Raw genomic sequence first — 23,643 nt, 5'->3', positions numbered from 1 at the left:
AAGAGACGGTCTAGCCCTCCGCGGGAGCCCGGCCCGTCAACGCCGCCAGGCTGGAGCGGACATGGTTCATGTGCGCCCGCATCTCCTCCGCCGCCTCGCCGTGCTCCCGCAGGATCCTCCGCGTCTCGCGCTCGGTCCGCTCCTCCGCCACCCGCGCCCCCGCGACCAGCTCCGCGGCCCGTGCCTCCGCGTCCTCCAGCCCGTGCCGCGCCGACTCCTCGGCCTCCGCGAAGCCGCGCCGCGCCTCCGCCGACCGCGCCTCCGCGTACCGCTCCAGCTCCGCGTGGCGCGCGTCCAGTTCGGCCTCGCGCGCCACCAGTTCCCGCTCCGCCGCCTCCCAGCGCTCCGCCTGCTCCTGCTCGCGCTCCGCCCGCTCCGCGTCCGCCCGCCGCCGCGTCTCGGCCAGCGCGGCCACCGCCTGCGCCCGCCACCCCGCGGCGTCCTCCCGCGCCGCGGCCCGTACGTCGTCCGCCTCGCGCTGCGCCCGCAGCAGCCCCTGCCGGGCCCGGACCTCCGTCTGCTCGCGCACCGCCTCCGCGTCGCCCCGCGCGAGCTCCGCCGCCCGGTCGGCGCGCGCCTCGGCCGCGCCGAGCGTCGCGGCGGCGTCCACCCGCGCGTCCGTCCGTACGGCGTCCGCCTCTTCCTCCGCCAGCAGCAGGATCCGGCGGGCCCGCTCGCTCAGTTCGTCGTACGTCTGCGGGGCCAGCGCGGAGACCGCCTCGCGCAGCCGCGCCGCCTCCGCCTCCATCTGCTTGGCCAGGACCGTCAGCCGTGCCACCCGCTCCCAGGCCTCGTCCCGGCTCCCGGAGAGCCGGGCGAGGTACCGGTCGACCTCTTCCATGCGGTAGCCGCGACCGCGCACGGTCGCAATGGGTGCACTCATCCGGATGCGCCTCTCTCGCGGGGATTCCCGTCAAGGATGCGTCATTTGATCCCGGAAGCCCGAATGGCCGGGCCGAGATCCTGTTCGAAGGTCCCGACCCGGCCATCCAATCGATCATCCGATCAACCGATCAGAGCAATCCGTCCCACATCTGCTCCAGCAGCACCGACCACCAGCTCTCCGGCGAGGCCAGTGCCGCGCTGTCGAGCCCCGCCAGATTCGCCTGGAAATCGACGGTCCAGCGGCCCGCCTGCTCCGGCGTCAGATGCTGCCGCAGCCGCCACATGTGACCCAGCATCGCGAGGGACCGTACGAACTGCGGCAGGCTCGAGTTCACGAACTGCGGCGGAACCGGAGCACCCCCGGGACCGCCCTCCACCGGCACCGCGACGATGTGTGCGGTGCCGTACTGGACGCACAGCGCCTTGCCGAAGTCGCTGCCGACGACCAGGTACGAGCCCGCGTCCGAAGCCGGCTGCACCTGCCGCTGCTGGGCCATCTCGGCCAGCGTCGGCACCGGCTGGCCCGGCACGGCCTGCGCCCAGAAGAACGGCCCGAAATCGACCGGCAGGCCCGACCACATCAGCGTCTGCGCCACGATCTCCGGCACACCCTGGCGGGACACGGCCCGCTGGTCGAACCGGAACACGCCCTGCGGACCGAAGGCCGCCGTCAGCTCCTGCGCGATCGCCTCCAGCGGGATCGCCGGCTGGAGCGGAACCTGCGGCAGCGGCGCACGTACCGGCGCGGGGCGCGCCGGACCGTCCGCCACCTGGTGCAGCTCGCCCTGGTGGGTGAGCAGGTGCCGCATGCCCTGCTGACGGCCCGCGTGGTCCTTGCCGTACGGGGCCACGCTCGTGATCCGCACCTGCGGCCAGGTCTCCCGGATCATCCGGGAGCAGTAACCGCCGGGCAGTTCACAGGACTCCAGCTCGGTGTGCAGCTCCAGCACCTGCTGCGGCGGCACGTTCATGGCGCGCAGCTCGTAGAGGATCTGCCACTCCGGGTGCGGGGTGCCGGGCGCCGAACGGCGGATGAGCTGCTGCTCGGAGCCGTCGGGCGCGCGGTAGCGCAGCACGGCCTGGTAGCCGGGGCCGACGGTGGGCGCCCCGGTCGGAGCCGGGGGCTGCGGACCGGTCCCACCGGGCGCACCCGGCGGCGGGCCGGGCGGACCGGGCGGACCGGGCGGCTGGGGCACGCCGGAGCCGGCCAGCATCGTCGCGGCATGGTCGATCCCGCCACCGGGCGCACCCGGGGCACCAGGAGCGCCGGGCGGGCCGGGCGGCTGCGGTACGCCGGGACCCGCGAGCATCGTGGCGGCGTGATGGGCCCCGCCACCGGGCGCACCGGGGGCACCGGGGGCACCGGGCGCGCCGGGAGCCCCCGGCGGGCCGGGCGGCGCGGGCGGCTGACCGGTGACGGACGGACCGGCCAGCATCGTCGCGGCGTGGTCGATGCCGCGGCCCTGCGACCCGGGAGCCCCCGGCGGACCGGGCGGCGCCGGCGGCTGACCCACACCCGGAGCACCCGGAGCACCGGGCGGACCGGGCGGCGCGGGCGGCCCACCGGTGACGGACGGGCCGGCCAGCATCGTCGCGGCGTGGTCGATGCCGCGGCCCTGCGACCCGGGAGCCCCCGGTGGTCCGGGCGGCTGCGGAACACCGGGGCCGGCCAGCATCGTCGCGGCATGGTCGATCCCGCCCGCGGGCGCACCCGGAGCACCCGGAGCACCGGGAGCCGCGGGCGCACCGGGCGGACCCGGCGGCGTGGACGGGGTCGACGGCCGGGAGACCTGGGCCTTGCTGGTCGGCGCGTCCGCGATGTCGCTCGCCGCGGAACGGCTCGCCGAACCGCCCGCCGAACCGCCCGCGGGCGGTTCGTCCGGCGTGCCCAGCGCGGGCACGATCGCGGTCCTCGGCAGCTGGCTGCCGCCCGCCATCAGCGTGGTCTTCGCCTCCGGGGCCACCCCGGACGACGGCGCGTCCTCCAGGTCCGACCCGGACAGCGGCGGCGCGAACACGGTCGCGGGCAGCGGCACGGACACGTCGTCCGCACCGGAGTTCACATCGGTACCCGCCCAGGGCGTGGCACCGATCGGCACCGCGGCCGGCACCCCGTCGTTGGCCGTGGGCTCGTACGGGATCTCGCCGCCGCGCCGCAGCGGCACGGCCTCGACGGGCGCCGGTACGGGCCCGGGCGCGGCCGGGGCGTCCGCGGGCGCCGCCGGACCGGAGTCCGCGGCGGCCGGCGCCCGGTCCGCCGGATCGGGGGCCGGCACGGGCGCCGGCGCCGACCTCGGCGCGATCCCCGCCCGGTCCGCGGCCTCCTGCAACCACTCCGGCGGGCTGAGCATGAAGGACGTCTGCTCGGAATCGATCCGCGGCGGCGGGACCGAAGCCTCCGAAGCCGCGGCGGCCACGGCCCCGTACTCCTCCTCGTACCGGCGGATCACCTCACCCACCGGCAGTCCCGGCCACAGCGTCACCTCCCCGCTGTCCCGCGCGATGACCAGCCGCTGGCGGCCGCCACCGGACACGGGACCGGCCGCGCGGTCCTCCGCCCACACCACGAACCCGAGCCCGAACTCCCGTACGCGCACCTCTCGGTGCTGGTACGCGGGCACGTCGCCGTTGATCCACTCCTCGGCGCGCTCCTGCGCCTGCGCAAACGTCACCATCGCGCGCTCACCCCTCCACCGGTGCCGAACCCGACACCGGAACCGAACGTGCGAATCCGCCGTCCACCATCAGACCGGCCACCGTCTCCAGCTCGGGCGGGTTGCCGGCCAGTCGCTCCAGAAAGGCGTCGAAATCAGCACCGCACGGCAGCAACAACCGCTCCACGCGCTCCTGGACCGACCAGCCGTCCCGGTCGCGGGCATCGTCGTACGGGGAGAACCACACCGAGCCGATGCCCTCGCCCTTGACCTTCAGCGCGATCAGCCCGCCCTGGGCGAAGGCCACGCACAGGTAGTCCTTCGTCAGGTGGTCCCGCAGGCACTTGTTGACGTAGACGAGATCATTGACCGCCGCCTCCTCACGCACCGTGAAGAACGGCTGGTCCACCAGCAGACCGAGGTCCACGTCCAGGCCCGCACCGACCGGTGCGCAGCCGCCCGCGGCCTTCAGGAACGAGCGGTACGCCTCCGGCAGCCGGTAGCCGAGGTCCTCCTCGACGCCCTGGACCTGCTCCTCGGCGACCGACACCACGGACTTCGGCAGTCCCAGGTGCGCCGGGCGCACCTCCTGCAACGGCCGCGTACCGCGCTTCTCGTGGTCCACCGGAGCCGTCGTCAGGCCCGCGTGATGCCGCAGCAGGGCCTTCACCTCGACCGGGACCAGCTCCATGCGCCGCGAACCGGCCACGTGGTGCCAGGTCCAGCCGTGCGGGGTCGCCACCGGCCCGACCGTGTCCCACAGCTCGTGCCCGGCGGCCTTCATCGCCGCGTTCGCGGACACGTAGTCCGTCAGCCGCAGCTCGTCCACGCCGAAGCCCTCCGGCGGTTCGGCGATCTCCACGGCCGCGCGCGCGTAGGCGGAGAAGTCCGGATGCCCATTGCCGTCCATCCGCACCCCGTGGGGATGCCGAGCGGCCCGGACCGGGTCCGGGAAGTGCACGACCTGCCCCGAGTAAGCGGCGTTGGGTGGCGCGGCCTGCTGCCCGAGCCGACCTGTCGTCATGGCGGTAGCCCCCTGCTGGATCTGGCTGGTTCACCACAGCCTATGCGCTGGGGCAAGAGCCTCACCCTCGCCCGACCGGCGCACCCGCCCGAGGGCCAGGAACATCCGAATTGATACGAATATTCGACCCCGCTTCCGCATGACAGGTGACGTTTGACAGGCTGTCCCCGCAGCACGGGGGCGTGCGCGACAGCGGTCACCACCGCCGCCACGGGAGGGAAGAGCGCGACCATGCACAACACGGCAACACGCACAGAATCCGGCGACACCGCGCCGAGCGAACCCGGCGCACCGGGCCCGACCGGCCCGGCCGGCGAAGCCGCCGGTCCCGCCGGCGACCCCCGCCTGCGCTGGAGCAGCACCGACGGCCGCCCCGCCGTGCCCGTCCTGCGGTTCCGCCGGGACGGCATCCTCCCCACCGTCGCCGCCGCCCTCTCCGTACGCGGCGAGACCCTCACCGGCACCGCCGGCAAGGCCGACCAGCCACCCGTGCTCCACCCGCTCGTCCAGGACTTCCTGGACACCCTCACCAGCGGCCAGCGCGAGCGCTTCACCGGCAGGTGTCCCGAGGCGATCCTGCTCTCCCGCCACCTCACGGCCGTCGAGGGCGCCCGCTCCCGGCGCGCCTCCCGCAAGCCCCTCTCGCCCAGCGAGGCCCGCCGCTCCCTCAAGCACGCGAAGATCACCGCACGCCGCATCCGCGAGGACGGCGACCCCCTCCACGGCAGCTACGCCCCTCCCTGCCGCTCCTGCGAAGCCCTCCTCGCCCACTTCGGCGTACGCTCCGTCGACCTCACCCCAGCCGAGTAGCCATGACCACCGCATCCGCCTCCTACGACCGCTCCTCGGCCACCCGCTTCCCGGCCGCCGTGGACTCCGCCCTGCGCACCGCCGGCTGGGAGCCGGGCCGCTGGGACATCAAGCAGGCCGAGTACTGGGCCGACGCGCTCCGGGACCACACCACGCCCGCCGGACACCGGCACACCGTCTTCCCGGCCGCCGTCGAGGCGTGGGCGGAATTCGGCGGCCTGACGGTCACCGCGCACGGAGCGGGCCGCCAGATCGCCCCGACGCCGGTCCGGATCGACCCGCTCACCGGACTCCACCTCGCGCGCACCTTCGCCGACCTCGGCCGGGCCCTCTCGACCCAGCTCTGCCCCCTGGGCGTCGAGGCCGACGGCGGCTCCCACCTCGGGATCGACCGCGAGGGCCGCGTCTACGGCATCGACCACACCGGCGACTGGTACCTCGGCACCACCGTCGACGAAGCCCTCACCCTCCTCCTGACAGGCCTCCAACCCACCCGCCTGACCACCTAGCTCCCGTCGGGGTTTCCGACTCCGACCGGCGCTCCACGGCAGTGTGGTGCGCTGCCCCGACGCGTGGGGAGCGGGGACGGGGAGGGGTGTCCCCGCAGGACGAGTGCGCGACCGCCGGGTACGGCCGAGGCATGCCCGCGCGCGCCGAGCCGAGGAGACACCCCTCCCCGTCCCCGCGCACCGGCCCGCACCGCGCCCGAACCCCGGTCCGCAGGACCCGCCCCCGCCGCGCCCGGACCCCGGTCCGCAGGACCCGCCCGCACCGCGCCCGGACCCCGGTCCGCAGGACCCCGCCCGCCCCGCCGAGGGAGCGGCGCCGGCGGCCCGGCTAGGCCGTCGGCAGCACCGCCGAGACGCGGAAGCCGCCCGCGTCCGTCGGGCCGGACACGAACACCCCGCCCAGCCCCAGCACCCGCTCCCGCATCCCGACCAGCCCGTTCCCCCCGCTGGGAAGCCCTGGCTCGGTCGCCTTGCCGTCACAGGGACCGTTCTCCACCTGCATGGCGACCTCCCCCGACCGGTGCGCGAGCCGCACCACGACCCGCGCGCCCGGGGCGTGCTTGTGGCAGTTGGTGAGCGCCTCCTGCACCACGCGGTACGCCGTCTGCTCGACCTCCGCCGCGTACGCAGCCCCCTCGCCGTGCACCAGCATCTCCACGGTCATGCCGGCCGCCCGCGACTGCCCGACGAGCACCTCCAGCTCGTCGAGCGAGGGCCCGTCCTCCATGCCCGCGACCCCCGCGACCCCCGCGGCTCCCGCGAGCGCCATCGCCGCGACGGCCACGGCGGGCACGGGATCCGCTGGGGCCGGCTTGGGCGCCGCCCGCAGGACGCCGAGCATCTCCCGCAGTTCCGTCAACGCCTGCCGCCCCATGTCCCCCACCAGCGCCGCGTTCTTCGCGGCCCGCGCGGGGTCCTTGATCGCCACCGCCTCGAGCGCGGCCGCGTGCACCACCATCAGCGACACCCGGTGTGCGACCACGTCGTGCATCTCCCGCGCGATCCGGGTGCGCTCCTCCGTACGGGCCCACTCGGCCCGCTCCTCCGCCCGGTCCGCCAGCAGCGACAGCTCCCGCTCCAGCGAGTCCGCGCGCTCCTGGAGGCTCTCCATCAGCCGGCGCCGGGCCCCGATGTAGAGGCCGAAGAGCACCGGCGGCACGGTCAGCGCCACCGCGACGAACCCGGACAGCACGACCACGAGCGTGGGGTCGGCCTCCACGTCCCCGCGGGTGCGCAGGTACATCACGACGAAGGTCGCCGCCAGCGACATCGAGGCCAGCGTGGCCGTGATCCGCCGCGGCACCTCGGAGGAGGCCAGCGTGTACATCCCGACCACCGCGAGCAGGAACCCCATCGCGGCCGGCGACACGGCGATCCCCACGAGCACCACGGCGATCGGCCACCGCCGGCGCAGGACGAGCGTGGCCCCCACCACGAACCCGAACAGCACCCCGACCGCGGTCGGCAGCCCCGCCTCCGCGGCGAAGGCCACTCCCTCCCACGCACATTCGACGGCGGACACGCCGCCGAGCACCACGTCCCCCACGGCATCCCGCCGCCGCGCCCACCACAAAGGCGGCCCAGCGCGGCCTTCCACTTCCCCCGTACTGGTCATGCCGTCCAGCGTACGGGCGGCGTTCGCGACGCCCCGGGCAAATACCCGCCACCGAAGCGGCGGGGACGGGTACCGTCGCGGTGAGGGCAGGTGGTACGGCATAGTAGGGACGGCCAGCTTGATCGGTACGCCGAAATGTCCGATTAAGCCACCTAAACTATCCCCTGTGGTGTAATTGGCAGCACTGAGGCTTTTGGTGCCTTATGTCCGGGTTCGAGTCCTGGCGGGGGAGCTGATCGACTCCGGGTCCGGACCGTCAAGGTCGGGACCCGCGTTCGTTCCGGCGGACCGGCGCCCCGGTATCCTTCACGGGTCCACCCCCGAAGCCGAAGGGCACACCCGTGAGCGCCAACCGCCCGGCAGCCGTCGTCGTACTCGCAGCGGGTGAAGGCACCCGCATGAAGTCGGCGACTCCCAAGGTTCTGCACGAGATCTGCGGGCGCTCGCTCGTCGGTCACGTCGTCGCCGCCTCCCGCGAGCTGGACCCCGAGCACCTCGTCGTGGTCGTCGGGCACGCCCGGGAGCAGGTCACCGCGCACCTGGCCGGCATCGACGCCGACGTCCGCACCGCCGTCCAGTACGAACAGAACGGCACCGGGCACGCCGTGCGCATGGCCCTCGAGGAGCTCGGCGGCGGCATCACCGGCACCGTGATCGTCGTCTGCGGCGACACCCCGCTGCTCACCGGGGAGACCCTGGCCCGCCTCGCGCAGACGCACGACGCCGACGGCAACGCCGTCACCGTGCTGACCGCCGAGGTCCCCGACTCCACCGGCTACGGGCGGATCGTCCGGGACGCCGGCGGCGCCGTGACGGCCATCGTCGAGCACAAGGACGCCTCCGACGCCCAGCGCGCGATCCGTGAGATCAACTCGGGCGTCTTCGCCTTCGACGGCGCCCTGCTCGCCGACGCGCTCGGCAAGGTCCGTACCGACAACAGCCAGGGCGAGGAGTACCTCACCGACGTCCTCGGCATCCTGCGCGAGGCCGGGCACCGCGTCGGTGCCGCCGTCGGCAGCGACCACCGGCAGATCCTCGGGATCAACAACCGCGTCCAGCTCGCCGAGGCCCGCGCCCTGCTGAACGCGCGCCTGCTGGAGCAGGCCATGCTCGCGGGCGTCACGGTCGTCGACCCCGCCGGCACCTTCATCGACGTGACCGTCACCTTCGGGCAGGACGCGATCGTGCACCCCGGCACCCAGCTGCTGGGCACCACCCACATCGCCGAGGGCGCCGAGGTCGGCCCCAACACCCGGCTCAGGGACACCCACGTGGGCGCGGGCGCCCGGGTGGACAACACGGTCGCCGAGAGCGCGGTCGTGGGCCCGCAGGCGAGCGTCGGCCCCTTCGCCTACCTGCGCCCCGGCACGAACCTCGGCGCGAAGGCCAAGGCCGGCACGTACGTCGAGATGAAGAACGCGACGATCGGCGAGGGCACCAAGGTGCCCCACCTGTCGTACGTGGGCGACGCGACGATCGGCGAGTACACCAACATCGGCGCCGCGAGCGTCTTCGTGAACTACGACGGTGAGCACAAGCACCACACCACCGTCGGCTCACATTGCAAGACGGGCTCGGACAACATGTTTGTGGCTCCCGTCACGATCGGGGACGGCGCCTACACGGCCGCCGGTTCCGTGATCACGAAGGATGTGCCGCCCGGCGCCCTGGCCGTGGCCCGTGGCCAGCAGCGGAATATCGAGGGCTGGGTGGCCCGCAAGCGTCCGGGCAGTGCTGCTGCCACGGCGGCGCAGTCGGCGGCCGCGGAGGACGCCGAGCGCCCCTGAGGTGAACTGACCGGAAACAGGTACGCCCGTGACGGCGTACCGTGATAGCTGAACGCAATTCGGCTGGCTCACCGTGTGCGGGACGGACGCACATGGGGGCGAGCAGCTTCAACACGTCTGAGGAGACTGTGCTGTGACCGGGATCAAGACGACCGGCGAGAAGAAGCTGATGCTCTTCTCCGGCCGCGCCCACCCCGAGCTGGCCGAGGAGGTTGCGCATCAGCTGGGCGTCGCCCTCGTGCCGACCAAGGCTTTCGACTTCGCGAACGGTGAGATCTACGTCCGCTTCCAGGAGTCGGCACGTGGCGCGGACTGCTTCCTGATCCAGAGCCACACGGCTCCGATCAACAAGTGGATCATGGAGCAGCTGATCATGATCGACGCGCTGAAGCGCGCGTCGGCCCGCTCCATCACCGTGATCGTCCCGTCCTACGGGTACGCCCGCCAGGACAAGAAGCACAAGGGCCGCGAGCCGATCTCGGCCCGCCTGGTCGCCGATCTGCTGAAGACCGCGGGTGCGGACCGCATCCTGACGGTCGACCTGCACACGGACCAGATCCAGGGCTTCTTCGACGGTCCGGTGGACCACCTCTCGGCCCTGAACGTCCTCGCGGACTACGTCGGCGCCAAGGTGGACCGTACGAAGCTCACGATCGTCTCCCCGGACGCCGGCCGGGTGCGCGTGGCCGACCGCTGGTGCGACCGCCTGGACGCCCCGCTGGCGATCGTGCACAAGCGCCGCGACAAGGACGTCGCCAACCAGGTGACCGTCCACGAGGTCGTCGGTGAGGTCCGCGGCCGCGTCTGCGTCCTGGTCGACGACATGATCGACACCGGTGGCACCATCTGCGCCGCGGCCGACGCGCTGTTCGCGCACGGCGCGGAGGACGTCATCGTCACGGCCACGCACGGCATCCTGTCGGGCCCGGCCGCCGACCGCCTGAAGAACTCCAAGGTCAGCGAGTTCGTCTTCACGAACACCCTGCCGGACCCGTCGGACCTGGAGCTCGACAAGATCACGGTGCTGTCGATCGCCCCGATGATCGCTCGCGCGGTGCGCGAGGTCTTCGAGGACGGCTCGGTGACCAGCCTCTTCGAGGAGCAGCAGTAACCACTGCGGTGACCGCTCCGCGGTAGAGGTAGATCCTTTTTGGTGCGGCCTCCCCCGCCGGGTACACTCCATGAGTTGCTCGGCGAGGGAGGCCGTACCTGTTTTCCGGTACGGATGCTCCGTTATCGACGCGCTCTTCGTAGCAGGCCGTTCCGGCCGGGTGACTGTCGTCCGTTTTCCGTCACCCCACGAGGAGTGAGCATGTCCGAGATCAAGCTTGCCGCCCAGACCCGCACCGACTTCGGCAAGGGCTCTGCCCGCCAGGCCCGTCGTGACGCCCTGACCCCCGCGGTCATCTACGGCCACGGCACCGACCCGAAGCACGTCAACGTCGACGCCCACGCCCTGCAGCTGGCGCTCCGCACCCCGAACGTCCTGATCTCCCTGGACATCAAGGACGGCGGCACCGAGCTGGTCATCCCGAAGGCCGTGCAGAAGCACCCGCTGAAGCGCTCGATCTCCCACGTCGACTTCCTGATCGTCAAGAAGGGCGAGAAGGTCACCGTCGACGTCGCGATCGTCACCGAGGGCGAGCTGGCCGCCGGCGGCAACCTGCTGGAGACCCTGCAGAACACCATCTCCGTCGAGGCCGAGGCCACCCACATCCCGACCGAGGTCACCGTCTCGATCGAGGGCCTCGAGGCCGGCGCCACCATCCACGCCAAGGACCTGGTCCTGCCGGCCGGCACCACGCTGGCCGTCGACGGTGACATCGCCGTCCTGCAGGTCGTCGCCCCGCAGGCCGAGGAGCCGGCGGCCGAGGCCGCCGAGGGCGAAGAGGCCTGAGCCTCGCCCCACCCCCTCAGCAGTTGCTGACCGACCGCCGTCCGGCTCCACTGGAGCGGGACGGCGGTCGTCTTCGTAGAGGAACCGAGGAGCTTTTGATGTCGGACGACGCGGCGCCCTGGCTGATCGTGGGCCTGGGGAACCCGGGACCCGAGTACGCGGGCAACCGCCACAACATCGGGTTCATGGTGGCCGACCTGCTGGCGGAGCGGATCGGCGGGAAGTTCAAGGCGCACAAGGCCCGGGCCCAGGTGGTCGAGGGCCGGATGGGTCCGCCCGGGCCGGCGAACCGCCGGGTGGTGCTGGCCAAGCCCATGACGTACATGAACCTGTCCGGCGGCCCGGTGACGGCGCTGCGCGACTTCTACAAGGTGCCGCTGGAGCGCATCGTCGCGGTCCACGACGAGCTGGACATCGACTACCCGACGCTGCGCCTGAAGCTGGGCGGCGGGGACAACGGGCACAACGGCCTGAAGTCGATGACCAAGTCCATGGGACCCGACTACCACCGGGTGCGGTGCGGCATCGGGCGTCCGCCGGGCCGGATGCAGGTCGCGGACTTCGTGCTGAAGGACTTCTCCTCCACCGAGCGCAAGGAGCTGGAGTGGTTCGTGGACCGGGCCGCCGACTCCGTGGAGTGCCTGATCGCCGAGGGTCTGGAGCGCGCCCAGTCGGCGTACAACTCCTGACGGCCGCCCCCGGCGGACATGGGTACGGCGGAGCCCCCGCACCGGCCGGTGCGGGGGCTCCGTCGTGTCCGTGGGGACTCAGCCGGTGTTGCGCAGGCCCGCGGCGACGCCGTTGACGGTGAGCAGCAGGGCGCGGGCGAGCAGCGGGTCGGCTTCCTCGCCCCGGGCGGCGGCCGCGCGCTGGCGGGCCAGCAGGGAGACCTGGAGGTAGGAGATCGGGTCCAGGTAGGCGTCGCGCACGGCGAAGGTCTGCTGGAGCACCGGGTTCGAGCCCAGCAGCTCCTGGGCGCCGGTGATGCGCAGGACCTCGCGGACGGTGAGCTCGTGTTCGGCCTCGATCCGGGCGAAGACGTGCTTGAGGTGGTCGGGCACGAGGGTGTCGACGTAGTGGCGGGCGATCCGCAGGTCGGTCTTGGCCAGTGTCATCTCGACGTTGGACAGGAAGTTGCGGAAGAAGTGCCAGCGTCCGCCCATCTCGGCGAGGACGTCCTCCTGGCCGGCCTCGCGCAGGGCCTTGAGGCCGGAGCCGACCCCGAACCAGCCGGGGACGATCTGGCGGGACTGGGTCCAGCCGAAGACCCACGGGATGGCGCGCAGGCCGTCGAGTCCGGCGCCGGAGTCGGGGCGGCGCGAGGGCCGGGAGCCGAGGTGGAGGTCGGCGAGCTGGTCGACGGGGGTCGCGGCGAAGAAGTACGAGGGCAGGTCGGGGTCCTCGACCAGCTCGCGGTACGCGGCGTGCGCGGCGTCGGAGACCACGTCCATGGCCGCGTCCCAGCGGGAGAGGGCCTCGTCGGACTGGCGGGGTGCGGTGTGCAGGGCGGAGGCCTGGAGGGTCGCCGCGACGGTCAGTTCGAGGTTCTCCCGGGCCAGCGAGGGGACCAGGTACTTGTCGGAGATGACCTCGCCCTGCTCGGTGACCTTGATCTCGCCCTCGAGCGTGCCCCAGGGCTGGGCGAGGATCGCGTCGTGGGAGGGGCCGCCGCCGCGGCCGACGGTGCCGCCGCGGCCGTGGAAGAGGCGCAGGCGCACGCCGTAGCGGTGGGCGACGTCGCGCAGTCGGCGCTGGGCGCGGTGGATCTCCCACTGGGAGGTGGTGATGCCGCCGAACTTGGAGGAGTCGGAGTAGCCGAGCATGACCTCCTGGACGTCACCGCGCAGGGAGACCAGGCGCCGGTAGGAGGGGTCGGCGAGCATCTCGTCGAGGATGACGTCGGCGGCGCGCAGCTCGTCGGTGGTCTCCAGGAGCGGGACGATGCCGATCTTGGCCCAGCCGCTGTGGAGGTCGATGAGGCCGGCCTCGCGGGCGAGGACGGCGGCGGCGAACACGTCGTCGGCGCCCTGGCACATCGAGATGATGTAGGACTCGATGACCTCGGGGCCGAACTTCTCGAAGGCGTCCTTGATGGCGGCGAAGACACCGAGGGTCTTGGCACCGGCGGCGTCGAGCGGGGCCGGGGTGGGGGCCAGCGGGCGGCGGGAGCGCAGTTCCTTGGCCAGGAGCTTCTGCCGGTACTCGCGCGGCATGTCGGCGTAGCGCCAGGACTCCTCGCCGAGCCGGTCGAAGAGCTGGCCGAGGGCGTGGTGGTGGGCGTCGGCGTGCTCGCGCACGTCCATGGTGGCGAGCTGGAGGCCGAAGGCGGCCAGGGTGCGGATGGTGCGGTCCATGCGGCCGTCGGCGAAGAGCGCGCCGCGGTGTTCGCGCAGGGAGGTCTGGATGAGGGTGAGGTCGGTGAGCAGCTCGGCGGTGCCGAGGTAGTCGCGGCCCTCCTCGTGGGGGGTGCCCTTGGCGAGGCGTTCGCGGGTGTTGAGGAGCTTCTGCCGGATGCAGGTGGCCTTGAGGCGGTACGGCTCCTCGGCGTTCAGCCGCTTGTAGCGCGGGCTGATCTCGGGGAGCCGCTCCAGGTCGGCCTGGAGCGAGGCGAGGAGTTCCTCGGTGGCTCCGGTGTAGCGGATGGAGTTGGAGAGCAGTCCGCGCAGGTAGTCGATGAGGTCGAGGGCGTCGGTGATGCCGTGCTCGTGCTGGAGGATCAGCACGTCCCGGGTGACCTCGGGGGTGACGTTGGGGTTGCCGTCGCGGTCGCCGCCGATCCAGGTGCCGAAGGTCAGCGGGCGGGTGCCCGCGGGGATCTCGACGCCGACGCGCTGGAGCTCGGCGGCGAGGTCCTCCAGTACGTCGCCGACGGCGCCCGCGTGCAGCTCGTCGAGGTAGTAGATGGCGTTGCGGGCCTCGTCGGCGGGCTCGGGGCGCACGACGCGCAGTTCGTCGGTCTGCCAGACGAGGTCGATGTTCTCGGCGAGGCGCAGGTCGTGGCGGCGGCGGTCGCCGGCGCCGGTGACGGGCTCCTCCAGCAGGGTGGCGATGCGGCGCAGCTTGTTGAGGACGCTGCGGCGGGCCGCCTCGGTGGGGTGCGCGGTGAAGACCGGGCGGACGTTGAGGTTCTTGACCGTCTCGCGCAGGTGTTCGGGGTCGGCGTCCTTCAGCATGTCGGCCGTGCGGGCGAGGAGCCCGCCCTCGGCGGCACGGTGGGCGCGCAGCTCCTTGCCGCGGTGCACCTGCTCGGTGACGTTGGCGAGGTGGAAGTAGGTGGAGAAGGCGCGTACGAGCTTGGCGGCGGTCTCCAGGTCGGTGTCGCCGAGCAGGGCGGCGGCGGCCTCGCCGTCGGTGCGGGTGAGGGCGCGGACGCGCTCGACGAGGTCGAGGAGGTCCTGGCCCTCCTGGCGTACGAGGGTCTCCCCGAGGAGGTCGCCGAGGCGGCGGATGTCCGCGCGCAGTTCCGCGTTGGCGGTGTCGGCCGGGGTGACGGGGGCCTGGCCCTGGGGGGCCTGGTCAGCACTGCTCACAGGTGCGGCTCCTTGCAGTGTTCGAGCGCTACTGGGCGGTGGGCTCCCGGCGACGTGCGGTGATGCCTTCCCCGGACTCGGTCCGGGGGCGGGATCTCCGCTCCTGATGCGCAGCTCGGGCTGCCCGTGCGGACCGCGCTGTCCGACGGGACCCAGGATAGGTGTCCCGTGCGTGTGCCTGGACAAACGTCTCACCAGGCGGCGCGTGAACACCTCGCGCGCGCTCCTCCTCCTGGCGCTGCCCCCCTTGCCTGCGCACCCGGCTTTGCCATACTTACGATGCCGTAGGTTACGGGTCCGTAGGGTTCCGTAACCAGGGGCCTGCCGACTTCCCTCACCCCCCAGGGGACCCCATGACCACCAGTCCCGATCTGATCGAGGGTGCCACCGCGCCCTCCGACACATCCGAGCCGTCCGCGACACTCGGCGGCGAGAACAAGCGGTCCATCGAGCAGATCGCTCTGCTGCTGTTCATCACCGTGCCCTTCGCGGCCCTGCTGGCGGCGGTCCCGCTGGCCTGGGGCTGGGGGGTGAGCTGGCTGGACCTGGGCCTGATGGTCTTCATGTACTTCCTGGCCTGCCACGGGATCACCATCGGTTTCCACCGCTACTTCACGCACGGCTCCTTCAAGGCGAAGCGGCCGCTGCGGATCGTCCTCGCCGTCATGGGGTCGATGGCGGTGGAGGGGCCGCTGGTGCGCTGGGTGGCGGACCACCGCAAGCACCACAAGTACTCCGACCACGAGGGTGACCCGCATTCGCCGTGGCGGTTCGGGGAGACGCTGCCGGCCCTGATGAAGGGGCTGTGGTGGGCGCACATCGGCTGGCTCTTCGACGAGGAGCAGACCGATCAGCAGAAGTACGCCCCCGACCTGATCAAGGACCCGGCGATCCGCCGGATCTCGCGCGACTTCATCTTCTGGACCATGTTCTCGCTGGCGATCCCCCCGCTGGTGGGCGGTCTGGTGACGATGTCCTGGTGGGGCGCGTTCACGGCGTTCTTCTGGGGCTCCCTGGTCCGGGTCGCGCTGCTGCACCACGTGACCTGGTCGATCAACTCGATCTGCCACGCCGTGGGCAAGCGGCCGTTCAAGTCCCGGGACCGCAGCGGCAACGTCTGGTGGCTGGCGGTGCTCTCGTGCGGCGAGTCCTGGCACAACCTGCACCACGCCGACCCGACCTCGGCGCGCCACGGTGTGCTGCGCGGTCAGATCGACTCCAGCGCGCGGCTGATCCGCTGGTTCGAGCAGCTGGGCTGGGCGACGGACGTGCGCTGGCCGTCGGCGGCCCGCATCGACGCCCGGCGCAGGGAAAACGAGTCGAACGCGGCATGATGGGGGGCGTGGCGATCGACGGCAGCAATTCCAGCAGCGACAAGCCCAGGCGCGGCCGCCGGGTACGGATGACGGGCGCGGAGCGGCGTCAGCAACTGCTGGACATCGGCCGGACCCTGTTCGCGGAGAAGGGCTTCGAAGGCACCTCGGTGGAGGAGATCGCGGCGAAGGCCGGGGTGTCCAAGCCGGTGGTGTACGAGCACTTCGGCGGCAAGGAGGGCCTGTACGCGGTCGTCGTGGACCGGGAGATGCGCCAGCTGCTGGACGGGGTGACGGGGGCGCTGACGGCCGGGCACCCGCGGGAGCTGCTGGAGCAGGCCGCCTTCGCGCTGCTCGACTACATCGAGTCCTACACGGACGGCTTCCGGATCCTCGTCCGGGATTCCCCGGTCGCGCAGTCGACCGGCACGTTCGCCTCGCTGATCAGCGACATCGCCACGCAGGTCGAGGACATTCTGGGTCTGGAGTTCAAGGCGCGCGGCTTTGATCCCAAGCTGGCCCCCCTGTACGCGCAGGCGCTGGTCGGGATGGTGGCGCTGACCGGGCAGTGGTGGCTGGACGTGCGCAAGCCCAAGAAGGCGGAGGTGGCGGCGCACCTGGTGAATCTGGCCTGGCACGGGCTGGACGGACTGGAGTCGAAGCCGCAGCTGGTGGGCCGGCGCAAGAGCTGAACCCCGTGCGCGGGCGGTACGACGGCGCCCCGTCACCGGAGATCCGGTGGCGGGGCGCCGTCGTGTGTGCCGCTACGCGCAGGGTTCCGGGGCCGCCGGGGGTTCCGGGTGATGGCGTTCCAGGAACTCGAGCCGGTTGCCGACGGGGTCCTCCGAGTAGAAGCGGCGGTGGCCCGGCAGGTTGTCGTCCCAGACGACCTGGGCCCCCCGCTCCCGCAGTCTGCTCGCGTACGCCTCGATGTCGGTCACCCGCAGCCCCGGGTGGGCCTTCCTGGCGGGCCGGAAGTCCTCCTCCACGCCCAGGTGCAGCTGGACCGGGCCGGCGGCGAACCAGCATCCCCCGCGGGCGGCCAGCACGGGCGGCTTGGGGATCTCGGTCATGCCGAGGACGTCCGTGTAGTACGCGCGGAGCCGGTCCTCCGAGTCCGGCGGCGCGGCGAGTTGCACGTGGTCGACTGCGGTCAGCACGGTCATGCCTCCTTGCGGGCTACGGCGAAGATGCGGCGGAACGGGAAGACGGTGCCGCGCGGGCCGGTCGGGTAGGCCGCGCGCAGCCGGTCGCGGTATTCGGTGAGGAAGGCGTCCACGGCGTCGCGGTCTTCGCCGAGGGCGGTGAGGACGGGGCGCAGGGCGGTGCCCTTGACCCAGTCGAGCACGGGGTCGGGGCCCTGGAGCAGTTGGTGGTAGGTGGTCTCCCACACGTCGGCGGTGCAGCCGAGGGCGGTGAAGCGGGCGAGGTATTCGGCAGGTTCGAGGAGATGGATGTAGCGGGCGCCGTGGCCGGCGAGCCGGGCCCGCCAGCGCGGGGTGTCGCACTGCTCGGCGAGCAGGGCGTGGCTGGGGGCGGTGAAGTTGCCGGGGATCTGGAAGGCGAAGGTGCCGCCGGGGCGCAGGCCGTTGATCCAGGCGCCGAAGGAGCCGGGGTGGCCGGGGACCCACTGGAGGGCGGCGTTGGAGACGATCAGGTCGTAGGGCTCCTCGGGCAGCCAGGTGGCGAGGTCGCCGTGGCGGAAGTCGAGGCTGCCACCGCCGGGGGTGGGTCCGGCGTACTCCTCGTCCGCGCGGTGGAGCATCTCCCGGGAGAGGTCGAAGCCGGTGATGCGGGCGTCGGGCCACCGGTCGGTGAGGAGGGTGGTGACGTTGCCCGGGCCGCAGCCGAGGTCGGCGATGCGGGCGGGGCCGTGGGGCAGTTCGGGTATGCGGGTGAGCAGGTCGAGGAAGGGCCGTGTGCGGTGGCCCGAGTGCCGGAGGTACTGCTGGGGATCCCAGGTCGGGGCGGACGGCGCGGTGGACGTGGGGGTCCCGGCGCGCGCGGTATCGGAATACATGTTCGAGCCTCCCTGCTGGCGGGGCGATCGGAAGCGGAATCCGTTCCGGCCCCCTCCATGCCCCATGCTCGCTGCATTTATATCTCGATGTCAAGATACTCGTTATCGAGATACTCGGTATGAAGAGACTTCACATCGACAGACCCCTTACACTGATCGGCATGGAGGACGAGGTCGACCGACTGGTGGCGGCATGGCGGCGGGAGCGCCCTGACCTCGACGTGGAACCGCTCGAGGTACTGAGCCGCGTCAGCAGGCTCGCGCGCCATCTCGACCGGGCCCGCAGGCTGGCCTTCTCCGAGCACGGCCTGGAGCCGTGGGAGTTCGACGTCCTGACATCATTGCGGCGCGCCGGCGCGCCCTACCAGCTGTCTCCCGGCCAGTTGTTGACCCAGACCCTGGTCACCTCGGGCACCATGACCAACCGCATCGACCGGCTCGCCAAGAAGGGCCTCGTCGAACGGCTCCCGGACCCCAGCGACCGCCGGGGGGTCCTGGTGCGGCTCACCCCCGAGGGCCGGGACCGCGCCGACCAGGCCCTCGCCGGCCTGCTGGCCCAGGAGCGGGCGATCCTGGCCCAGCTCTCGCAGAACCAGCGCGGCGATCTCGCCGGGCTGCTACGCCAGTTGACCGCTCCGTTCGACAACATCCCCGGCTAGGTCCGCCGGCCGCACGCCGGCCCGCCGGGCCAGGGCCACCGCGGCCAGGGTGGAGTGCACCCCGAGCTTGCCCAGCACGTTCTGCATGTGCGTGCGGACCGTGTGCGGGGACAGGAACAGCCGCGCCGCCACGTCCTTGCGGCCCAGCCCCGCCACCATGCAGCGCAGCACCTCGTGCTCGCGCGGGGTCAGCGACTCCACCAGCCGCTCGCTGTCGGTACGGTGCTTGCGCGCGGCGGTCAGCTCCCGGAGCACCCCGGTGAGCAGGGCGGGCGGCAGGTGCGTCTCCTCGCGCAGCACCCCCCGGATGACCGCCAGCAACCGGGAGAGCGAACAGTCCTTCGCCACCCAGCCCGAGGCTCCCGCCTGGAGCGCGAGGGCGGCCCGGCGGGGGTCGTCGCGCTCGGCGAGCACGACGGTGCGGACCCCGGCGTGGGACACCCGCACCCCCGCGACCAGCGCGATCCCGTCCGAGCCGGGCGGCGGCGCCCCGGAGCCGGGCTCCCGCTGGGCGGGCACGGCCCCCGGGACGGCGCCGAGATCGGCGTCGACCAGCAGGACGTCGAAGCGGCGGCCCTCGGCCGCCGCGCGTTCGAGGCAGCGCAGCGCGGCGGGGCCGCTGCCGGCCGCGGACACGTCCACGTCCGGCTCGGCCGCCAGTGCGGCTGCGAGCGATTCGGCGAAGATGCGGTGATCGTCGACGACGAGAACCCGGATACGAACCACAAAACCCCCAAGGGTAGGGGAACGGACGACGGCGGGTACGGCGCCCGGACCGGGTGATCCGCAGCTGGCCCGGCCGCCGCCGTGACATATCTGCATTACCCCGGACCGGACGACGTACCCGACTTGTCTCGACCCCTGAATCAACACCGGCCCCCACCGGTGTCACGCATCAGCGTAGGCCCGGGGGCGTCCGGCGGTTGGCCGAATAGCAGAAGTTTTCCCAGGGATTTTCCGGCGCGGGCGCTGCGAACCGGCTTTGTGGTGGCTTGAAATCGACTGCGCCGAAGGTCCTGATGGCGGCTTCGGTACCGGGGTGTGCCGCGGGCAGTTGCACGGGGGGCATTTCACCCGGCGTGTGCACGCCGGGCGCCCGCGCACGGCGCCCACCCTCGGCGCACGGCTTTCACGCACACGCCCCCCGCACCGATCGGGGTGCGGGGGGCGCGCAGGACGGCCGGGGTCCGGACGGGGACCGGGGTCCGGGGTCCGGGGGGGAGCCTCAGGTTCAGGAGGTGTGCGTGCGCGCGAAGTTCCACGCGTCCGTGATGATGCCGGTCAGGTCGGAGCGGCTCGGCGTCCAGCCGAGGCGCTCGTGGGCCGTGCGCGCGGACGCGACGAGCATCGCGGGGTCGCCGGCCCGGCGCGGGGCGACCACCTCGGGGATCTCCCGGCCGGTGACCTTGCGGACGGTCTCGACGACCTCGCGGACCGAGAAGCCGCTGCCGTTGCCCAGGTTGCAGATCAGGTGCTCGCCCTCGGCGGCGACCCGCAGGGCGGCCAGGTGGGCCTCCGCCAGGTCGGCGACGTGGATGTAATCGCGCACGCAGGTCCCGTCCGGAGTCGGGTAGTCCTCGCCGAACACCGAGATCGACTCCCGCTCGCCCAGCGCGACCTGGAGGACCAGCGGAATCAGGTGCGTCTCGGGGGTGTGCCGCTCACCGAACTCCCCGTAGGCCCCGGCCACGTTGAAGTAGCGCAGGGACACCGCGGCCAGGCCGTGCGCCACGCACTCCCCCGCGATCATGTGGTCGACGGCCAGCTTCGAGGCGCCGTACGGGTTGGTCGGGGCGGTCACCGAGGCCTCGGTCAGCAGGCCTTCCGTGGGCTCGCCGTAGGTGGCGGCGGTGGAGGAGAACACCAGCTTGCGCACCCCCGCCCCGCGCATGGCGGCCAGCAGGGCCAGCGTCCCGCCGACGTTGTTCTCCCAGTACTTGCCCGGGTTCACCACGGACTCGCCGACCTGCGAGGAGGCCGCGAAGTGCAGCACGGCCTCGTAGGAGGAGTCCAGGTGGCGGGCGGCGTCCTGGATCCGGCCCTCGACGAACGTGGCGCCCGCCGGGACACCGACGCGGAAGCCCGTGCTCAGGTCGTCGAGGACGGTCACCTCGTGGCCGGCCTCCAGAAGGTGGGCCGCGACCACGCTGCCGACGTATCCGGCGCCACCGGTTACCAGGTACTTGCTCACTCGCCTACTGCCTCTCGCGGGGGAGCACGCGCGGGTGCGTGCGCGTGCTTGAGGACTGGCTTACCCGATTCCGCGCCCATGGGGAAATCGGCAGCCGGTTCGCCCCCGCGCCGCCCCCGCCCTGCCCCCGCGCTCGTCCCGGCGGCCGTCCCCGTGCGTCAGCCGCGCGCGGCGGTGGGCGGCGCCGGGGGCAGCGCCCGGTCCAGCAGGCCGGTACGGGCGGCCAGCGCGGCCGCCTCCAGCCGCGACCCCACGCCCAGCTTCATCAGAACCCGCTGCACGTGCGTACGGGCGGTGCTCGGGGCGATCTCCATGCCCGCGGCGATCAGCCGGGTGTCCTCGCCCTCGGCGACCCGCACGAGCACCTCCACCTCGCGCGGCGTGAGCAGCCGCAGCAGCCGGCTGCCCTCGTCGTCGGGCTGGGCGGCGGGGTTCAGGAGCTCCGCGAAGGCCCCCTGCAACAGCTGCGGGGCGATCGCCACCTCCCCCGCCCGGGCCTTGGCCAGGGCCCGCTCCACGCCCTCGATGCGCTCGTCCTGGCGGACGTACCCCGAGGCGCCGGCGGCGAAGGCGGCCGCGATACCGCGCGGGCTGGGCACCGGGCCCAGGACGACCACGGCGATCTGCGGGCGCTCCCGCTTGATGCGGACGACGGGCTCGAAGACCCCGGGCTCGGCGGGGGTGGCGGTGCCGAAGAGGCAGACCTCCGGGGCGCGGCCGATGACCAGCTCGGCGGCGCCCGCGGCCGGGGCTGCGGCGGCCAGTACCCGGTGGCCGCGCAGCTTCAGGGCAGAGGCGAGTGCCTCGGCCAGCAGCCGGTGCTCGTCGACCACCACGACCCGTACGCCCACTGAGGAACCACCCCCCACCCTTCTGCCCCGGCAAGCTACACGCTTGTTCGACGGCGCGCGGGGGATACCGCGCAGAAGCCCCCGATCGGTACGGACCGTTCGGGGGCTTTCGGCGGGGCTGTGCGCATCGGCCGGTGGACCGATCGGCGCGCCGTGCCTCAGCTCGCGGTGAAGGACACGAAGAGGTACTCCGGGTCGGACTTCTCCGAGAACGGCTTGCTGACCGTCGTGCGCGAGATGAAGAACTTGCCGTTGTGGTAGCGGTATTCGGAGTACTCCGGCGAGAAACCGGTCTCGGCGCGCTGGGTCGCCTTGTCCTCCGGGTTCTCCATGAGCAGGGTTTCCTTCATCGTCCTGGGGTCGATGCTGACGATCTGCCCGCCCTTGTCGTACGGGGGGTTCTTGTACGCGATGATGTTCGACCCGTCCATGCGCAGCGGGAACATCGTGTACCGCTCGCCCGCGTCGGCGCGGTCGGTGGTCTGCTTGCCGGTCTCCAGGTCGAAGGAGAGCAGCTCGTTGGTGCGGCCGCTGGAGGACTGGCCCTGGTGCTCGTAGGACGGCAGGTAGAGCTTGCCGTTGCCGACCACCATGTTGACGCACTTCTCGACGTCCAGTCCGCACTTGCCGGCGAAGTCCCCGGAGGCGAGCGGGATGCGGGCCTTGAGCTCGCCCTTGGGGTCGATGACGAAGAGGTCGCTGACACCCGTGGCGTTCTTCGCCGTCTTGCCGACGTCGGCGGCGACGATCAGGGGCTTGGTGGAGACGATGGACGCGTCCTCGATGCCCTGCGAGAGCTTGTACGAGGCGGTGGGTGCACCGGTGGTCGGGTCGAGGAGCTGCCCGTACAGGGTGTAGTTGGGGCTCTGGCCGCACTTGCGGATGGCGCCGAGGGCCTCGCCGCCGGCGTAGCCCACGTCGCGGCAGCCCTCGCCGTCGATCTTGGGCAGCCACAGGGACTTGCCGTCGGCGAGGTTCCAGGCGGTGCCGCCCCCGGAGATGCCGGCCGCGGCAACCGTCTTGCCGCTGAGGGTGACCGTGTTCAGGGAGACGGCCTTGTCGCCGCCGGTGGCGCTCTTGGCGTTGCCGGACCAGACGAGCTTGCCGCCGTCGAGGTCGATGACACCGACCTCGGTGCACGGCGGGTACTTGTTCTCCGGCGTCGCCGCGGCGGCCTTGAAGAGGATCGCCGTCTTGTTCTCGCTGACGTGCTTGGTCGCCCCGCAGATCTCGCCCGGGAGGGGCAGCTCCCACTTCTTGCCGCCGTCGACGACGTTGTAGCCGACGACCTTCGAGAGGTCGGACTTGGCGTAGGTGGAGTCGGTCAGCCAGGAGCCGGCGACCGTGGCGATGTCCGCCGGTACCGGGCTCGGCAGGTTCAGGAGCGTCTTCGACTTCGGGTTGCCGGGCACCTTCTCGGTGCCGGGCACCAGGTCCTGGGGCTTGTCGCCGCCCGGGGAGGCGCTGGGCCCGCTGTCGGCCCGGTCGTCGGTGCCGCCGTCGCCGGAGGTGTACCAGAGGCCGCCGCCGACGATGAGGACGATGGCCAGGAGCGCCGCGCCGACGATCATCAGCTGGTTGCGCTTGTCGTTGCCCGCCCCTGCGGCCGGGTGCTGGAGCGGGGCCGCGGGCGCCGGGGGCGCGCCGAACGGCGGCGGGGTGCCGGGCTGCTGCGGGTAGCCGTAGCCGGGGCCCGTCTGCGGGTACCCGTACGCGGGCTGCGCACTCGGCTGCTGCTGCTGCGGGGCGGGCGGTCCGGGCGGCGGCACGGGCGCGCCGAACCCGCCCGGCGGGGGATCCTGCGGCGCGCCGAAACCACCGGACGGCGGCTGGCTGGGGGGCGGCGGGGTACTCATCGGTTGCTCATGCCTCTCGGTGGGCGGCTGCTCGGACGCGTT

20 protein-coding genes and 1 tRNA gene are annotated in these 23,643 nt (G+C 72.7%); 10 read left to right on the top strand and 11 right to left on the bottom strand.

Translation table 11 applies throughout. The annotated features are described in order from the left end of the window. Positions 1 to 10 precede the first annotated feature (10 nt). The 3 genes from B6R96_RS21345 to B6R96_RS21335 all read right to left on the bottom strand — a co-directional run bounded on the left by B6R96_RS21345 (position 11) and on the right by B6R96_RS21335 (position 4,563). Positions 11 to 883, bottom strand: a complete 873-nt coding sequence (locus B6R96_RS21345; RefSeq protein ID WP_081523271.1) for a cellulose-binding protein — start codon at positions 881 to 883, stop codon at positions 11 to 13. A 130-nt stretch (positions 884 to 1,013) separates the two neighbouring features. Then, a complete protein-coding gene (locus tag B6R96_RS21340; protein ID WP_081523270.1) occupies positions 1,014 to 3,560 on the bottom strand; it encodes an SUKH-4 family immunity protein in 2,547 nt (848 codons plus the stop codon). Positions 3,561 to 3,567: 7 nt separating this feature from the next. Continuing rightward, complete coding sequence (locus tag B6R96_RS21335) at positions 3,568 to 4,563, bottom strand: SMI1/KNR4 family protein (RefSeq protein ID WP_079405125.1); 996 nt, start codon at positions 4,561 to 4,563, stop codon at positions 3,568 to 3,570. 231 nt (positions 4,564 to 4,794) lie between these two features. On the opposite strand from B6R96_RS21335, the gene B6R96_RS21330 reads away from it, so the two are divergent. Both B6R96_RS21330 and B6R96_RS21325 read left to right on the top strand, forming a co-directional pair. Beyond that, a complete protein-coding gene (locus B6R96_RS21330) occupies positions 4,795 to 5,373 on the top strand; it encodes a YwqJ-related putative deaminase (protein ID WP_081523268.1) in 579 nt (192 codons plus the stop codon). A 2-nt stretch (positions 5,374 to 5,375) separates the two neighbouring features. After that, positions 5,376 to 5,882 (top strand): SUKH-3 domain-containing protein, encoded by a 507-nt coding sequence (locus B6R96_RS21325; protein WP_030386183.1) that lies wholly within the window; start codon positions 5,376 to 5,378, stop codon positions 5,880 to 5,882. Between the two features lie 328 nt (positions 5,883 to 6,210). Here B6R96_RS21325 and B6R96_RS21320 read toward each other — a convergent pair whose 3' ends face one another. Then, the gene (locus B6R96_RS21320) at positions 6,211 to 7,497 is read right to left on the bottom strand and encodes a sensor histidine kinase (protein WP_081523267.1); all 1,287 of its coding nucleotides are present in this window, start codon (positions 7,495 to 7,497) and stop codon (positions 6,211 to 6,213) included. Between the two features lie 160 nt (positions 7,498 to 7,657). On the opposite strand from B6R96_RS21320, the gene B6R96_RS21315 reads away from it, so the two are divergent. The 5 genes from B6R96_RS21315 (at position 7,658) to pth (ending at position 11,870) form a co-directional block, all read left to right on the top strand. Continuing rightward, positions 7,658 to 7,729: transfer RNA gene (locus B6R96_RS21315), tRNA-Gln, on the top strand. Positions 7,730 to 7,838: 109 nt separating this feature from the next. Then, positions 7,839 to 9,284 (top strand): bifunctional UDP-N-acetylglucosamine diphosphorylase/glucosamine-1-phosphate N-acetyltransferase GlmU, encoded by a 1,446-nt coding sequence (gene glmU / locus B6R96_RS21310; RefSeq protein WP_081523265.1) that lies wholly within the window; start codon positions 7,839 to 7,841, stop codon positions 9,282 to 9,284. 133 nt (positions 9,285 to 9,417) lie between these two features. Then, positions 9,418 to 10,395, top strand: coding sequence for a ribose-phosphate diphosphokinase (locus B6R96_RS21305; protein ID WP_030386186.1), 978 nt, complete (start codon positions 9,418 to 9,420; stop codon positions 10,393 to 10,395). A gap of 201 nt (positions 10,396 to 10,596) precedes the next feature. After that, positions 10,597 to 11,181, top strand: coding sequence for a 50S ribosomal protein L25/general stress protein Ctc (locus B6R96_RS21300; RefSeq protein WP_081523263.1), 585 nt, complete (start codon positions 10,597 to 10,599; stop codon positions 11,179 to 11,181). Positions 11,182 to 11,279: 98 nt separating this feature from the next. After that, the gene (pth, locus tag B6R96_RS21295; protein WP_030386188.1) at positions 11,280 to 11,870 is read left to right on the top strand and encodes an aminoacyl-tRNA hydrolase; all 591 of its coding nucleotides are present in this window, start codon (positions 11,280 to 11,282) and stop codon (positions 11,868 to 11,870) included. 78 nt (positions 11,871 to 11,948) lie between these two features. Here pth and ppc read toward each other — a convergent pair whose 3' ends face one another. Next, the gene (gene ppc, locus B6R96_RS21290; RefSeq protein WP_081523262.1) at positions 11,949 to 14,711 is read right to left on the bottom strand and encodes a phosphoenolpyruvate carboxylase; all 2,763 of its coding nucleotides are present in this window, start codon (positions 14,709 to 14,711) and stop codon (positions 11,949 to 11,951) included. 353 nt (positions 14,712 to 15,064) lie between these two features. On the opposite strand from ppc, the gene B6R96_RS21285 reads away from it, so the two are divergent. Together B6R96_RS21285 and B6R96_RS21280 are read left to right on the top strand one after the other, a co-directional pair. Beyond that, positions 15,065 to 16,045, top strand: coding sequence for an acyl-CoA desaturase (locus tag B6R96_RS21285; RefSeq protein WP_030386190.1), 981 nt, complete (start codon positions 15,065 to 15,067; stop codon positions 16,043 to 16,045). Further along, positions 16,042 to 16,716: a TetR/AcrR family transcriptional regulator gene (locus B6R96_RS21280; RefSeq protein ID WP_184791550.1), complete on the top strand. Its 675-nt coding sequence runs from the start codon at positions 16,042 to 16,044 to the stop codon at positions 16,714 to 16,716. Before B6R96_RS21285 ends, B6R96_RS21280 begins: the two co-directional genes overlap by 4 nt. 72 nt (positions 16,717 to 16,788) lie before the next feature. On the opposite strand, the gene B6R96_RS21275 is transcribed toward B6R96_RS21280, so the two are convergent. Together B6R96_RS21275 and B6R96_RS21270 are read right to left on the bottom strand one after the other, a co-directional pair. Beyond that, positions 16,789 to 17,184: a VOC family protein gene (locus B6R96_RS21275; RefSeq protein WP_037860117.1), complete on the bottom strand. Its 396-nt coding sequence runs from the start codon at positions 17,182 to 17,184 to the stop codon at positions 16,789 to 16,791. A 2-nt stretch (positions 17,185 to 17,186) separates the two neighbouring features. Further along, entirely contained in the window at positions 17,187 to 18,044 is an 858-nt protein-coding gene (locus tag B6R96_RS21270) for a trans-aconitate 2-methyltransferase (RefSeq protein ID WP_030386193.1), read from the bottom strand. 161 nt (positions 18,045 to 18,205) lie between these two features. Here B6R96_RS21270 and B6R96_RS21265 point away from each other — a divergent pair, with 161 nt between their 5' ends. Further along, positions 18,206 to 18,703, top strand: a complete 498-nt coding sequence (locus B6R96_RS21265; protein ID WP_030386194.1) for a MarR family winged helix-turn-helix transcriptional regulator — start codon at positions 18,206 to 18,208, stop codon at positions 18,701 to 18,703. Here B6R96_RS21265 and B6R96_RS21260 read toward each other — a convergent pair. From B6R96_RS21260 to B6R96_RS21245, 4 genes are all read right to left on the bottom strand, one after another. Continuing rightward, complete coding sequence (locus B6R96_RS21260; protein ID WP_030386195.1) at positions 18,662 to 19,429, bottom strand: LuxR C-terminal-related transcriptional regulator; 768 nt, start codon at positions 19,427 to 19,429, stop codon at positions 18,662 to 18,664. The two genes, B6R96_RS21265 and B6R96_RS21260, sit on opposite strands and share 42 nt — an antisense overlap. Before the next feature lie 505 nt (positions 19,430 to 19,934). Further along, positions 19,935 to 20,894 carry a UDP-glucose 4-epimerase GalE gene (galE, locus tag B6R96_RS21255; RefSeq protein WP_030386196.1) on the bottom strand — a complete coding sequence of 320 codons (960 nt, stop codon included), beginning with the start codon at positions 20,892 to 20,894 and terminating at the stop codon, positions 19,935 to 19,937. Between the two features lie 158 nt (positions 20,895 to 21,052). After that, positions 21,053 to 21,745 (bottom strand): response regulator transcription factor, encoded by a 693-nt coding sequence (locus B6R96_RS21250; protein ID WP_081523260.1) that lies wholly within the window; start codon positions 21,743 to 21,745, stop codon positions 21,053 to 21,055. 158 nt (positions 21,746 to 21,903) lie between these two features. Then, positions 21,904 to 23,601: an outer membrane protein assembly factor BamB family protein gene (locus B6R96_RS21245; RefSeq protein WP_081523259.1), complete on the bottom strand. Its 1,698-nt coding sequence runs from the start codon at positions 23,599 to 23,601 to the stop codon at positions 21,904 to 21,906. Positions 23,602 to 23,643 lie beyond the last annotated feature (42 nt).

Origin of the sequence: Streptomyces sp. Sge12, assembly GCF_002080455.1 — a bacterium.
Lineage (GTDB): Bacteria > Actinomycetota > Actinomycetes > Streptomycetales > Streptomycetaceae > Streptomyces.
Note: the sequence above shows the minus strand (reverse complement) of the source record. Positions and strands in the feature narration are given on the sequence as shown.